The 14,022-nt window shown below is 64.6% G+C and carries 13 protein-coding genes; 5 read left to right on the top strand and 8 right to left on the bottom strand.

What is annotated here, in order from left to right; genetic code table 11:
* Nucleotides 1–11: 11 nt before the first annotated feature.
* The 3 genes from G522_RS27200 to G522_RS0116270 form a co-directional block, all read right to left on the bottom strand.
* Nucleotides 12–4,880: a beta strand repeat-containing protein gene (locus G522_RS27200; protein WP_169453537.1), complete on the bottom strand. Its 4,869-nt coding sequence runs from the start codon at nt 4,878–4,880 to the stop codon at nt 12–14.
* Between the two features lie 207 nt (nt 4,881–5,087).
* Nucleotides 5,088–5,960 (bottom strand): cyclic nucleotide-binding domain-containing protein, encoded by an 873-nt coding sequence (locus G522_RS0116275; protein WP_036839702.1) that lies wholly within the window; start codon nt 5,958–5,960, stop codon nt 5,088–5,090.
* Between the two features lie 203 nt (nt 5,961–6,163).
* A complete protein-coding gene (locus tag G522_RS0116270) occupies nt 6,164–7,063 on the bottom strand; it encodes a LysR family transcriptional regulator (RefSeq protein ID WP_026791959.1) in 900 nt (299 codons plus the stop codon).
* 102 nt (nt 7,064–7,165) lie between these two features.
* Between G522_RS0116270 and G522_RS0116265 the strand changes: the two genes are divergently transcribed.
* From G522_RS0116265 to G522_RS0116255, 3 genes are all read left to right on the top strand, one after another.
* The gene (locus G522_RS0116265; protein WP_245586677.1) at nt 7,166–7,714 is read left to right on the top strand and encodes a hypothetical protein; all 549 of its coding nucleotides are present in this window, start codon (nt 7,166–7,168) and stop codon (nt 7,712–7,714) included.
* Complete coding sequence (locus G522_RS0116260; RefSeq protein WP_036839767.1) at nt 7,654–7,950, top strand: Atu4866 domain-containing protein; 297 nt, start codon at nt 7,654–7,656, stop codon at nt 7,948–7,950. The genes G522_RS0116265 and G522_RS0116260 overlap by 61 nt, the downstream gene beginning before the upstream one ends.
* An 83-nt stretch (nt 7,951–8,033) precedes the next feature.
* Nucleotides 8,034–8,861: an SDR family NAD(P)-dependent oxidoreductase gene (locus G522_RS0116255; protein WP_026791956.1), complete on the top strand. Its 828-nt coding sequence runs from the start codon at nt 8,034–8,036 to the stop codon at nt 8,859–8,861.
* Between the two features lie 89 nt (nt 8,862–8,950).
* On the opposite strand, the gene G522_RS0116250 is transcribed toward G522_RS0116255, so the two are convergent.
* Together G522_RS0116250 and G522_RS0116245 are read right to left on the bottom strand one after the other, a co-directional pair.
* Complete coding sequence (locus tag G522_RS0116250; RefSeq protein ID WP_026791955.1) at nt 8,951–9,343, bottom strand: DoxX family protein; 393 nt, start codon at nt 9,341–9,343, stop codon at nt 8,951–8,953.
* Nucleotides 9,344–9,375: 32 nt separating this feature from the next.
* Nucleotides 9,376–10,233: a DODA-type extradiol aromatic ring-opening family dioxygenase gene (locus G522_RS0116245; RefSeq protein ID WP_026791954.1), complete on the bottom strand. Its 858-nt coding sequence runs from the start codon at nt 10,231–10,233 to the stop codon at nt 9,376–9,378.
* Nucleotides 10,234–10,367: 134 nt separating this feature from the next.
* Between G522_RS0116245 and G522_RS0116240 the strand changes: the two genes are divergently transcribed.
* Complete coding sequence (locus tag G522_RS0116240; protein ID WP_026791953.1) at nt 10,368–11,261, top strand: LysR family transcriptional regulator; 894 nt, start codon at nt 10,368–10,370, stop codon at nt 11,259–11,261.
* 81 nt (nt 11,262–11,342) lie between these two features.
* On the opposite strand, the gene G522_RS0116235 is transcribed toward G522_RS0116240, so the two are convergent.
* The 3 genes from G522_RS0116235 to G522_RS0116225 form a co-directional block, all read right to left on the bottom strand.
* Entirely contained in the window at nt 11,343–11,951 is a 609-nt protein-coding gene (locus G522_RS0116235) for an imm11 family protein (RefSeq protein ID WP_026791952.1), read from the bottom strand.
* Between the two features lie 166 nt (nt 11,952–12,117).
* Nucleotides 12,118–12,498, bottom strand: a complete 381-nt coding sequence (locus G522_RS0116230; RefSeq protein ID WP_026791951.1) for a hypothetical protein — start codon at nt 12,496–12,498, stop codon at nt 12,118–12,120.
* Between the two features lie 176 nt (nt 12,499–12,674).
* On the bottom strand, nt 12,675–13,370 hold the full coding sequence (locus tag G522_RS0116225; protein ID WP_026791950.1) for an alpha/beta fold hydrolase: 696 nt from the start codon (nt 13,368–13,370) through the stop codon (nt 12,675–12,677).
* A gap of 384 nt (nt 13,371–13,754) precedes the next feature.
* Between G522_RS0116225 and G522_RS30700 the strand changes: the two genes are divergently transcribed.
* A partial coding sequence (locus G522_RS30700) for a helix-turn-helix domain-containing protein (protein ID WP_156886959.1) occupies nt 13,755–14,022 on the top strand: 268 nt, incomplete at its 3' end.

Raw genomic sequence — 14,022 nt, 5'->3', positions numbered from 1 at the left:
TTGTCCGCCGGTCAATTGCATGGGTAGGGCACGTTGCCGAGCCCGCCGCCGGCCACGCCGACCACGCACGAAGGACTGGTCGTCTGGTCCTCGGAGCTGCCGGATGAATTGGAGGCCATCGAGAAGCTGGTCACCTCGAAGGTGCCGGGGGCGAAGGTCAGCGCGAAGCCCTCGGGCGTGCCCGAGGACGCGCCGCTGTCGCCGTCGGGCGTCACCGATCCCGTCGGCCGGTTGACGAGCGTCTGCCAGGAAAAGCCATCTGCCGGAGTGCCAGAGACGAAGCTCAGCGGCGGTCCGAGAGCCGGCGTGGCACGGCCCTGGGCGGCGGCATAGGAGTTGGGCTGACGAGGCGCATCGGTGAAGAACGAGCCTTCGACCGTCAGCGTACCGGGCAGGAAGCTCAGGGCGTAATTGGCGGACGCGGCCAGCGTTCCCTCGGTGATGGCGTATTGGCCGGGCGACGAGGACGGCAGCGCCGCGGTGATGAGGCCGCCGGTCAGGGTGTCGCCGTTGATGAGGCCGCTCGCCGTGTAGGTCAGCGCCGGATTGGGCTGGCCGACGGCGCGCGTCAGGTTGTCGGCGGTGACGGTGACGCTGCGCGCGGCGATGCTTTCCGTGCCGCCCGCCAGCATGACGGCATAGGACCCCGTCGGCGTTGCCGAGATGTCGATGGCGTTCGTCGTGCCGGCGTTGACGTTGCCGCCGGATATGGTGAGCGTCACATTCGTGAGCAGATTGTCGGCGCTGGAATAGCCGTTGGCATAGGCCACGCTGTAGCCGGTTTGAGAGAAGCCGTCGCCGGTCGCCGTGCCGTTGTAGATGGTCGTCTGGTCGTTGGCGGTGATCGACGCAACGATCGGATGCTCCCACTGGAAGAAGGGCAATCCGCCGTTGACGAGCCCCGAGGAGGTGTAGGCATTGACGCCCCAGACGCCGCCGAGCGAGAAGTCCCAGCTCGGAGCATAGGTCGAGGCATCCTTCAGCGCCGAGATGGTTTCACCTGTCACGCCGATGTCGGAGGGGGCATACGTCGACTGGAGCCGGCCAATGCCGTGAAGTCCCGCGTTGAGGCCGGATTCCTGGGCGAAATAGCTGTCGGTGATGCCGCCGGCATAGAGCAGGCCGACAAGACCCCCGTAGGCCTGGCTGCCGGAGCCGACCGTCACCGCGCCGACGCTGTAGGTGTCGGTGATCGAACCGTCCAGATAGCCGAGGAGGCCGCCGATCCCGGACGAGCCGCTGCCGCCAGTGACCGCGCCGCTGGCATAGGATTGGGCAACACTGCCGCCGTTGAAGACCGATCCGACGAGGCCGCCCAGCGAGCTCACGCCGTTGCCGCCGGAGACGGCGCCGGTGGCATAGGACTGGGTGATCGTCCCAGTGGATACGCCCGCCAATCCGCCGCCAGCCGAAGAGCGGACGTGAACATCGCCCGTCGCATAGGATTGCTCGATGGCCCCACCGTTATCTCCGACCAGTCCGCCGACTTCCGCGCCGCCGTCGACGCTTGTCGACGCGTGACTGTTGCGGATCGTGCCGGCGTTGCCGCCGACGAGAGCGCCGACAGGGCCCCCTCGAGAATAGACCGAGCCGCCTTGGAGACCGAGGTTTTCGACGAGGCCGCCGCTGCCGACCACCGAGAAAAGGCCAACATATCCCGCGTATATACTGGGATCGTTATTGTAGATGGAGAGATTGGAGATCGTATGTCCGGCGCCGTCGAGCGTGCCGGTCAAGGTCTGCCAATAGATATCGCCGATCGACACGAAGCCGTAGCCCTGCGCGGTGGCATTGCTGGCGACGCGCCACATGCCCGAGGGGCCGGACGAAAGCTCGCTAGCTGCGTCGATGTCGCTCGCCAGGGTGTAGTGGGCCGAAAGGTCGAGCGCCATCAGCTCCAGCTGATGCATGTTGGTGATGGTGCTGGACCATTCCGACAGCAGGAAAGGCCGGGTGAGGCCGTTGCCGCCTTCGGGATAGACGCTGCTGTAGGCCAGGGCCGCCGCATTGTTCAGCGTTCCCTCGGCATCGACGATCACCCAGCCGCTGCCGCCCGGCGTGGTGCCGAAGGTCCAGCCGGAGAAGTTGGAGGCGGTGTTGAACTGATCGGTGGTCAGGCCCGTTGCCGAGCAGCTGCTCGTCGCGCCAACCAGGCCGCAGCCGACGCTTTGGCCGGTGGTGATCGTGTCCCAATAGGAGTTGGAGACGCTGACCTGATAATCGTCGTTGCCGACCAGGCCGCCGACGTTGGTCGTGCCGATGACTCGGCCGGTGGCGTAGCTGTTGGTGATGTTGCCGCCCGAGAGGGTGTTTCGCCCGACCAGGCCGCCGACATCGCCCGAGCCCGTGACGGAGCCCAGCGCATAGGCATAGCTGACGCTGGCGCCCGCATTGGTGCCGATCAGACCGCCGACCTCGGTGTCGCCCGATACCGCGCCGGTGGCGTAGACATCGTGCAGATTGTTGTAGGCATTGGAGCCGATCAGCCCGCCGACATCACTGCTGCCGCTGACATTTCCAGTGGCGTAGACGTTGTAGACATTGTCCTGATAGGTCGTTCCGATGAGGCCGCCGGCCCGGACGTCGCCGCTGACATTGCCCGTCGCATGCGAGGCGGTGATGGTGTTGATATATCCCTCGCCGAGTAGGCCGCCGGTATTGTTGGTGCCGTGGACGGTGACGTCGGCGGATGCGTTGGTGACGGGCGTGGCTTCCAGATAGCCGAACAGGCCGCCGACATCGCTACCGCCCTCGACGGTCCCCGTCGCGCGAACGTTGGTGATCACCCCGGCCCCATGGCCCACCAGTGCGCCGACCTCGTTGTTTCCCTTGATCGAGGCATTGAGAAGGGACAGGTTCTCGATGGTGACGGTCGGGCTGGCGCTGAGCGGGTAGGCATAGCCGAACAGGCCGACGCTGCTCATTCCCGGCCTGTTGATGGTGAGGGCGGTGATGCTGTGGCCTCGTCCGTCCAGCGATCCGTTGAACTTGAAAATGCCGTTGCTGCTGCCGATCGGCAGGAAGCCCGCGCCGTTGTTCCAACCGGCGGTGCCCGAGGCATCGATGTCGTTGCCCAGCGCATAGGCATAGGGGCGCAGACTGTTGAGGCCCTGAAGCCCGTAGATGTCGGTGATGACGTAGGGGGTGGAGGTCGATCCATCGCCACCGGCGGCGCGCAGGAACGATCCGCCGTAGACGGTCAAGACGCCGCCGGACAGCGTACCGGTCTGGCCCGGCAGGACGAAATTGCTCGCGTGGAAGGCGGGCAGGCTGGCGCCGTTCTGCACCCAGTTGCCGACGTTGAGCGTGAAGGTGCCGACATCGAGCGCGGCGCTGTCGGTGATCGTGCCGCCCGAGAATAGCGTGATCTTGCCATCGGCCGGAATCGTGCTGGCGGGTATGGCCGTCTCGGTGCCGGCGTTGAGCGTCAGGCCGCCCAATGGCGCGGTGATGGCGGCGTTGATGGCAATGTCGCCGGCCGCGGTGAGCGTCAGCGTGGTGGCCGCGCCCCAGCTGAGGGCGGCGGCGACGGTGATGTTGCCGGCCTGACCGCCGCCGGCGCCGGTCGATATGGTGACGCCGGTCGAGGCGAGGGCGTTGGCCAGCGTGGCGGCGTTGATCACCGTGTCGTCGGTGGTGGCGGTATAGCCGGAGCCGCTGGCGGCGCCGTTGGATATCGTCACGTTGTAGGGGTCGATCAGCCAGTTGCCGGCAATGCCGCCGCTGGCGAGTGTGTCGACGTGGATGCCGTCGGCAATGGAGACCGTCGCGCCGGAGGTCTCGATGTCGCCGCCGATGCCGCCGGTGGCCAGAAGATCGCCGGCATAGCTGCCGTGGCCGGTGGCAATGGCCGAGAGGATGCCGCCCTTGGTGCCCTGGCCTTCCGCCGAGGCGTCCACGGTGCCGGCGAGATCCACGGTGCCGCCGGTGACGGTGATGGCGCCGCCGTCGAGGTCGGCCGGGCGCGCGGCGGGCTTTGCCGAGTGCTTGCGGGCGACGAGGTGGGCGGTGCTCTTCACCGTGCCACCGCTGCCGGCGGTGAGGAAGATGCGGCCGCCCGATGTCGTCACGCCGGTGGCCTTGACCACCGCGTCGGTATTGCCGGCGAGCGCGTAGACGTTGCCGCCGTTGGCGCGCATTTCGATCTCGGCCGCCTTGATCGTTCCGGTGTTGACGACCGACGTGCCGCCGCCGCCGACCTTGACCGAGAACTTGCCGTTTTCGCCGGCGGCGTCGCTCATCAAGACGTCGTAGCCGGCGACCAGCGCCGCCGTGCCATTGGGCGCGGAAATGCTGCCGGAATTCTCGACCTTGCTGGCAATCAGCGCGACGTCGCCGTTGGCCGACGCGATGGTGCCGGCGTTGATCACCGCCGCGGTGGAGGTTCCGGAAAATTCGATCGCCCCGGCATTAAGGTACTGGTCATTGGAAATATCGTGGGCCGAGGCGATGAAGGATCCGCCTGTGAGGACCGATCCTGAGGACCCGACGACCACGCCCGCCGGGTTTACGAGATAGAGGGTGCCGGTGGCCGAGAGGGCCCCGTCGATCTCAGATGTCACGTTGCCGGTGACGCGGGAAAGGGTCGAGCCGGAGCCGTTGTTGAACTGGACGGAATTGCCGGCGCCGATGGAGAAGCTGTTCCAGTTGATGATGCCGGTGGCCGAGCTCTGATTGACCGTCACGCTGGACGGCCCGGTGTCGATGCTCGCCGAGCCGGTCACTACCGTGCCGCCGGTGGGCAGGATGGCGCCGGCCAGCGCCTCGGCGGGGATCGCCGTGCTGGCCAGCAGGAGGGCGGCCAAGTAGCGCGTGAGTTGTGCCGGCAGGGCCGGGGAGCGGAGCGCGGCACCCATGCCGTTTGGCGGGCCGAAGAGCATGTCTGGAACCTGCAAATGACCATCAGTAAAAAGTCTGATGCAGCGGATATAAGCCATAGCCATCAGGGGGCCGCCAGCGCATTTCTGAGCGCCGCCCGGAACTTTTTGCATGCAATTTTCGTGGACGTCGCCGCGTGCGGTGGCGGCGCGCAGGGCCGCAACGGGGGCGAGCCGTTTCAACGCAGGCGGGAGCTGTGGGCCCTTGGCTCAGGCCACGGCGGCTAGCCGCAACTGCTGCATGGCCATCCGGTAGACCAGGTCGTTGCCGACGCTGGTATCGGCTACAAACCGGTCGAAGCCGGCCTGGGCGGCTTCCGTCAGGGCGACGCGCCCGTCCTCAAGGCGGGCGAGGCCCTGTCGCTCGGCTTCGCTCAGCAGCTTGCGCACATGGGTGCGCGACACGCCGAAACTGTCGCCGATCTCGGTCAGCGAAATGTCGAGGCGCGCATCGTCGTCCCGTTCAAGGCTGAGCGCCATCAGCTTGGTCAGGATCATGAAGCCGGCCTCGCGGGGCAGGAACAGCGCGATGGTGGGATTGGCCATGATGAAGGCTTGCGAGTATTTGATGAACCCGAAGCCGATCTGCCGGGCGACGCGCTGAAACGCCGGGTCGCGCCGCATCGGCTCGGGGTAGCCGGGGTCGGGGAAGAGCACGTCGAGCGGGCGATAGTAGGCGAGGAGCGCCTGCTGGTCGTGGACCAGCATCTTCTCCGTCGGCTCGAGAAGCGTCGTCCGCTTGTCGGTCGGCGCGGAGAACAGATGCACGTAGCCGGTCTCCACGAGGCGCTGCACGATGTCGTGCACCCGGCGCCCGCTGGCAATGCCGTTTTCCTCCATCGCGTCCTTGAGACGCTGGACCGTAGGCCAGCTCGCCCGATCGTCCGGCCGGTAGCCGGCATTCATGGTGATGACGGTGAAGAAGACGTAGGCGCGCCCCTCGTCCATCAGCAGGCGATTGAGGGACGTCCTCTTCTCGTGCATGCCGAGAATTTCCTGCATGTAGGCGGCGCGCGCCTCGGCAAACCGGGGGTGAGCCAGAACGTCCTCGGCTGTAAAGGCGGGTCGAAGGCTTTCATCCATGATGGATCCCCACAAGAAAGCGCTCGGATATCAGGATCGGCTGGTGCCGGACTGGCGGCTCGTCAGGCATTCTCGCGTGGATGCCTCTGCATCTTAATAGCGAAGCGGGGCGCAGCGCACAACGAGGCTGCGACGGATGGGGACGGTACCGTCGATGATGACAGTGTAACCCCCATATTTGCGCAATTCCGGTGAAATCCGCTTCACTGAAAAAGCTCCAGGCTGGCTTTCACGTGGTCGATGAGTGCCCTGAGTTTCGGGGGCATGTTTCGCCGGTTGGGGAAATAGAGATAGAAACCGGGGAAGGGCGGCAGGTAGTCTTCGAGCAGCGAGACGAGGGCGCCGCTGTCGATGTGGGGACGGAACGTTTCCTCGGTGGCGAAGGTGATGCCGGCGCCGGCGAGTGCGCTCCGCAGCATGAAGCGCAGATCGTTGGTGGTGATTTGCGGCTCGACGGCGACGTTGAAGGGGATGCCGTTCTCCTCGAACTCCCAGCGATGCGGCGCGATGCCGGGTGAACGCCGCCAGCCGATGCAGTGGTGGCGCGTCAGGTCGCGGGGGTGCTCCGGCGCGCCATGGGCGGCGACATAGGCCGGGGAGGCGACGACGGCCTCGCGCACCGGGCCGCCGACCGGCACGGCGATCATGTCCTGCTCGATGACCTCGCCCAGCCGGACGCCGGCGTCGAAGCCGGCCGCCACGATGTCGAATTCCTCGTCGGTGACGGTGATGTCGACGGTGACGTGCGGATGGGCCGCCGCGAAGCTCGCCACCAGCGGGCCGGAGAGAAACGGCTCGGCGATGGACGTGACGGCGATCCTCAGCCGTCCGCGGGGCGACGGATCGCCGCCGACGCCTTCGAGCGCCTCGGCGATATCCGACATCGGCCGATTGAGCGCCGCATGGAGCCGCTCGCCCGCCTCGGTCAGGCGCACGGCACGGGTGGTTCGGGTGACCAATGTGGCCCCGAACCCATCCTCCAGCCGGCGCATGCCCTGGCTGACAGCGGAGCGGGTGACGCCCAGACGATCGGCGGCGGCGCGGAAATTGGCCTCTTCGGCGACAGCGAGGAAGAGTGGGAGGAGGTTGTAGTCGAACGACATTGTCAAATTCCGCTAATCAACCAGTCAAGCAATCGATAGCTACACGCGACAACGGTTCCCGTCCATCTTTCGCCTGTCACTCGACACGAAAGGATGACCGAGATGAAAACCCTGCTATTCGCCGTGAGCGTGCTTGCCTTGGCCGGGCCGGCCGCCGCCCAGACCTGCGCGAGGGATGGCGACGCTGCGCCGCTGGCGCTGCACAAGTCCTGGATCCTGGAGGGGTGGGAACGCAAGGAGGGCGATCCGGCCTTCGTCTTCGCCCAGAAGATGCAGCGCTACTACGACCTGACCGCGCCGCGCGGCGTTTTCTTCGACAACTTCGCACCGGGCAAGACGCAGCTATTCGATGACGCCGCCGTCTATGGTGCCAACTGGCAGGACCTGCAGAACAAGGCACGCTCGGTTCGGCACGCGCTGACCGAGGGGCACGACCAGATTGTCAGTGACAAGGTCGCCTCGACGACGATCGGCTTTGTCGGCGAGCTCACCCGCCTCGACGGCGAGGTGCTGGCCTTCGACGGTCGCTCGCAGCTCGGTTGGGTGTGCAGCGATGGCGCCTGGAAGATCCGCCAGGAGCTGAACTACGCCTGGGTCGTCAAGCCGGAGGCAATCGCGCACTACTACCAGCGGAAGGCGGACGGCAAATGAGCACCACCCATCCCTACGTCGGCCTCTGGGTGACGGCGGACGGCCATATCCGGCACAAACTGCTGCCGAGCGGGCGCTATGTCGAGGCGCGTGGGTCTCGCGAACGGGCCTACGAGGGCCGCTACGAGGTCACCGCCGATCACATCGACTATTGGGACGACACCGGCTTCACCGCCGATGGCGACTTCATCGACGGCGTGCTGCACCACGCCGGCATGATCCTTTATCGGCGATAGGCGGCGGCGCGCACTCCACCAAAGAGTGCGGACCTATTGGCGGCGCGGTGGCGTAGAGTGGCGGTCGGCAGAGGGAGACAGCCATGCAAACCATCGTCATCACCGGCGCCAGCGATGGCATCGGCGCCGCCGCCGCCCGGCAGCTGAAAGAAAAGGGGCACCACGTGGTGCTGGTCGGCCGCTCCAAGGCCAAGACGGAAGCGCTGGCCAAGGAGCTGAAGGCGCCGTTCTATCTCGCCGACTACGCCAAGCTCGGTGACGTCCGGCGGCTTGCCGAGGAGCTCTCCGCCTACGAGCAGATCGACGTGCTGGCCAACAATGCCGGCGTCATCATGGGGCCGCGCCAGATCACCGAGGACGGTTTCGAGGCGACCTTCCAGGTGAACCATCTCGCCGGGTTCCTGCTGACCAAGCTATTGATGGACAAGCTGATTTCGAGCCGCGCCAAGGTGATCCAGACGTCGAGCATGGCGGCCAACGTCTGGGGCCGGACTTTCGACGTCAAAGACCTCAACAACGAGCATGGCTATTCGCCGACGGCCGCCTATGGCCGCAGCAAGCTCGAAAACATCCTGTTCACCCGCGAGCTCGACCGGCGGCATCGCGCCGATGGCATCTCGGCCGTGGCGTTCCATCCGGGCTTCGTGCGGTCGAATTTTGCCGAGGACACCACGTTCTTCATGCGCTGGTTCTATCATTCGCCGCTGCGCTTTCTCGGCACCATCAGCCCGGAAACCAGCGCCCGCCGGCTGGTGAGCCTCATCGAGGGCACGCCGGGGAGGGACTGGAAACAGGGCGAGGTCTACTCGAAAAGCAAGCCGATGAAGGTGGCCTTCAAGGACGCCAATGGCACAGTGGCAAAAGAGCTGTGGGAGCGCAGCGAGGAGATGATCAAGCCGTTTGGGCGGTGAGGAAGCCTCTATCCGGGCTCGCTTGTTCCCAAAAGAAAAGGGCGCGGCCATGGTGGCGGCGCCCTTGTTGTTTGCCGGGGTGGTTGCCGTCAGACGAAGGCGGCCGTGCGGCGGGAGTTGTCCACGGCCCAGGCACCGGCGCCGGCCAGCGCGATGTAGAGGAAGATGAAGCAGAAGAGGATGGCGGCCTCGCCCTTGTTGACGGCCGGCCAGAAGCTCTGCGGGAAGTGGGCCATGAAATAGGCGACGGCCATTTCGCCGGAGGCGATGAAGGCGGCGATGCGGGTGTAGAAGCCGGCGATGATCAGCAGCGAGGAGATCAGCTCGATGGCGCCGGCCACCATGATCAGCGTCGGCAGCGGGCCACCCATGCCCGTTGGAAAGCTGAAGAATTTCTGGGTTGCATGCTCGAGGAACAGCAGCGCGGTGACGATGCGCAATACGGCAAGCCCACGCGGGGCCCAGACGGTGGTGTCGATCATGATCAATCTCCTAGGGTCAGGCGTTTGGGGGGTCAGGCGTTCAGGGTGTCAGCGGTCGACGGTTTGGGCACGGCGGCGACTTCGCCGAACCGGAAGCTTGAGGCGGTGAGCCCGCCGAAGAAATCGTCCTGGTGGTAGGTGACGGCCCCCGGCTCGTTCTCGGCGGCGCCCACCACCACCATCAGCGGGATCAGGTGATCTTCGCGCGGATGGGCGGCGCGGGCGGCCGGCGCCCGTTCCCAGTCGATGAGCCGGTGGCTGCGCGCCTCGCCCGTGGCATCGACCAGCGTTTCCTGGAGCCAGGCGTCGAAGCGGCGCGACGGCTCGTGGCCGCCGGTGCCGCGCATGGCCGCGAGGTTGTGATAGCTGAGGCCGCTGCCGACGATCAGCACGCCCTCGTCGCGCAAGCGGGCGAGCGCCCGGCCGGCTGAGAGGTGCAGCTCCGGGTCGTAGCTGGCATCGAGCGACAGCTGCACCACCGGCACGTCCTCGTCGGGATAGAGCGGCTTCAGGATGGAGAAGGTGCCGTGGTCGTAGCCGCGCGTCGGATCCAGCGCGGCGCCGATGCCGGCGGCGCCGAGCAAATGCCGCACGCGGGTGGCCAGCTCTGGCGAGCCGGGCGCGTTATAGGCGATGTGATAGAGATAGTCGGGAAAGCCGTAGTAATCGTAGACCATGCCCGGCTTGACGCCCGAGGAGATGGCAAAGCCGCGCTCTTCCCAGTGGCCGGAGACCACGAGGATGGCCTTGGGCTTCTCCGCCAGCTCACGGCGCATGTCGACGAGCGAGCTTTCCAGCTGGTCGAAGTTGCTGCGGAACTCGCCGGTCATATAGGGCCACGGGCCGCCGCCGTGGCTGACGAAATAGGTGGGAAGTCGGGACGCTGCCATGGGAAATCGTCCTCGGGATGCCGAACGGCCTGTCGCCGTCTCGTCTGTCGACATTGATCTTTGCCCGGATGAGGATCAATCTGCCGATTATTGAAGAACCATTTCCCCAGTGTTGATGATCAGGTTGATGATCGATGGATACGCTTGCCGGCCTCCGGGTGTTCTGCGCCGTCGCCGAACTCAAGAGCTTCACCGCCGCCGCCGACCGGCTCGGCCTGTCGCCGGCCATGGCCAGCAAGCATGTGTCGCAGCTCGAAAGTCGCCTCGGCAGCCGGCTGCTCAACCGCACCAGCCGCCGCGTCAGCCTCACCGAGGCGGGCACGCTCTATTTCAACCAGACCCGGCAGATGCTGGAAGGTCTCGACGAGGTGGAGGCGGCCATCGGCAACGCCACGCTGGCGCCGCGCGGCACCCTGAAGCTCAGCGCCCCGGTGTGGATCGCCAGCGCGTTTTTCGTCGAGCGGATGGCCGACTACAATCGCCGCTATCCCAACGTCTGCCTCGACCTCGATCTCTCCGGCCGCCTTGTCAACCTGGTCGACGAGGGCTTCGACCTGGCGCTGCGCGCCACCGCGCCCGACCGCCTCGACCCCGGCCTGATCGCCCGGCCGATCATGGATATCGAGTTCCGTCTGGTGGCCTCGCCGGAGTATTTGGCGCGCACCGGCCGACCCACGGAGGTAACGGCGCTCGGCGGCCACGCCCTGTTGCGCTACAGCGGCGTCAACCTCGGCGACAGCGTGCTGCTGAAAGGGGCGGACGGGGCGCACAAGGTGACCTTCCGCACGGTGATGCTGAGTGACAACGAAACCGTGCTGCACCTTTCGGCGCTGGCCGGCATGGGCATGGTGCTGCTGCCGACCTGGATGGTGGCCGCCGACATCCAAACCGGGCGCCTCGAACCGGTGCTGCCCGACGCCGTCAGCCTCAAGACGACGCTGCACGCCGTCTACCCCAGCCGCAAATACCTCTCCGCCAAGGTGCGGACGTTTGTCGATTTCATGACGGAGAGCACGAGGGGGGTGTGAGGGGGGCAAGGCCAATCTCTCAGGGCGAACCGCCAGGACGGCTCCCCAGCCTATTCCTGTGCCTGCCGCCACGGCGCGCGATCATTCCAGGTCGGCTTTGTACAGATGTCTGAAGCCGGACAGTCCACGCCTTGAAAATTCTTTGTAGAAATCATCGGACATGAAAATATGCTCTGGGAACATTTTTTCTACCCATATTTTGCTACTGCGTACGTCCTTCTCTCGGAGCGTTCGGTAATCTCCAACACCGAGGGGTGTGTAGCTTTTTAATCCAAATTTATCTACGTTAACAGTAATACTCGATTTATCGACGATGATTGTGTCAAGTATCGTTCTCAACTGCATTATGTAATATGTCTTTTCCGGCTTTAGTCCGGATTTTACAAACATCTCTAAATTATAGAAATAATTCTCTCCCGGCGCGAACTCCTCTACAAGATCCTTGAAGCCCTGCGAAACCAGGGGGACATATGTTCCAAATAGAATATCGTATTTGACTTTTGTCGCATTTTTCTGGCGTGCGACCAATGGACGAACTTCGGCGGGAATAGGGGCCTGCATACCCTTGCGCATGTTCTGGTCAAGCCAAAAAGCGAAGGATTTGGAAACATCGCGTCCCTCCCTGTCCAGGAGGGCGAAGCTGAAATAGTACCTAGGCGCGTAATCGTATGCGTGATGGTAAAGTGGCATAGCAAACCCCTGAGCTATTCGAGTCCGATATCAAGCCGTCATCCTCGCGCAGGCGAGACCTCGGACAGGCGAGACCTCGGGCAGGACGAAGCGAGCGACGGATATAGGCTGCCAATACCGAGCTCTATAGTCCTGCAAAGCCGACGTCATGCGCCGGAATGGTCATCTACTTCGATGGCAGGCAAGGATTCACGTGTTGCGGCTTTACGTTTCCGACCACAACATCCTTCCAGTACGGAATAGTCGGATCCGGACCGCCGATGTGGGCGTCGAATGTCGCTCGGTCCAGGATGATCTGGCTTCCCTGAGTGGATAGGCCAATCATTTTTTTGCTGTCGACATACACGAGGGCCACCCGTATCGGGCAGAAGTACTTCTGATCTTCCTTGGTGAGATACCATCCCGCCAATCCTGACTTTCCTCTCGTCAGCTTGCTGACCTTGAAGCCGTCCTGAACCAGACTTTCCATCGACTTGGCGTGCGAGACCGACGGCACCGCCAACAGGCCGAGTACTGCGATCATCATGAAGCTTTTGAGAAACCGCATACGTCATCCCCTGTTGAGACTGTCGTGCCGCATGCGCCAGCCCGACATTGCCCCCAATGTCCGAGTCTCGCCTGCGGCTGCAATCTGAGATTAGCAGGATAAAGCTACAGCGTGTCCTAGCATAACGAAGTAGACGACTCCCTTGCCCGGCTCACTCGACGGCGCGGTGGCGGTCGTCAGGGAGCGCTGATCCAGTCTACGAGCTGCCGATTGACCGCCTCCGGCTGTTCGAGGGTGGACCCGTGTCCACATTCATCGATCACAGCCAGCCTGGCCTGGGGTATGCCGGCGACGATCTCGCGAGAGAGTTCAACGGGGGTGAACGGGTCGGCGTCCCCCACCAGAACCAGCGTCGGCACGGCGATGGCAGGAAGGGACGGTCGGGAATCGATGCGGCTGATGATCGCTTCGGTCTGGCGAATGAAGCCATCGACGCCGACCGTCAGGCCCATCCGAAGGTTGATGTCCAGCAGTCTGGCATCGGCGCGGTGCGACGGATGCATGAATGACATTGCGAACTCTTCGAGAAGCGCAGCGAATTCGCCGTTTCGCGCCCGCTCCACGGCGGCGCGTCGCGCCGCGGTCTGCTCGGGCGCATCGGGACGCGCCGAGGTATCCAGCAACGCCAGCTTGAGGACGCGCTCGGGGGCCTGTCGCAGGATTTCAAAGGAGATGTAGCCGCCCATCGAAATCCCGGCGAGGGCGAAACGAGGCGGCGCATCGGCCAGAATGGCAGCAGCGATGTCATGGATCGAGCCGCCTTCCAGCGTCGATGCGATGGTGACGGGGCCGTAAGGCCACAGGGCGGCGGCTTGCGGAGCAAAAACCTCGGCCGTGCACACCAGGCCGGGAACGAGCAGGATCGGGGTCAAGGCAATGCTCCTAGATGTTGATATCATTTAAAAAAGACGCGACGCCCTGGCGGGGCGGACATGAGACGCCGGCAGCAAACCCTTGTGGTGCGAGCGAGCGAAGCGACGCGGCTGTGTTGATCGGTGCGTCGCCCATCATGCAGAGGCAGTGACACTTTCCTGTCAGCAGCCTGGCGGCATCGCTTCCGATCAAGCTGTCATCCCTACAAGAGCCGCTTGAATTCGCGAGCGAATTCAAGGTGGACCTCGGCAGAATGAAGCGAGCGGCCGATATCGCGCTCCAAGCAGGGGAGGGGAGCCTGATACAGCCCTCCTCACCCTCTCGTCCTGAGGTCCTGCTTGGACTCACGAGTGAAGTGCAACACCTGCTAAGGTGTTGCTGCGATGGGACAACATTACTCTCAGCTCTCGTTGCGAGAGCGGGTGACGGTAGAGCTTCTCCACCGGGAAGGGCTATCGGTGCGAAGCATAGCGGCGCGGCTTGAACGATCAGCATCGACGATCAGCCGCGAGCTCAGGCGCAACGCCAAGCCGACCAAACAGTGGTCCGGCCCCTACGATGGCGAACGGGCGCACCGCCTGGCCGCCCGACGACGACAATGGGATACCCGTTTCAAGCTGGCGCGCCAGCCGGACCTTGCGGCCGACGTCA

The sequence above is a fragment of the Pleomorphomonas oryzae DSM 16300 genome, from assembly GCF_000422965.1.
GTDB classification, from domain to species: Bacteria; Pseudomonadota; Alphaproteobacteria; order Rhizobiales; family Pleomorphomonadaceae; genus Pleomorphomonas; species Pleomorphomonas oryzae.
Note: the sequence above shows the minus strand (reverse complement) of the source record. Positions and strands in the feature narration are given on the sequence as shown.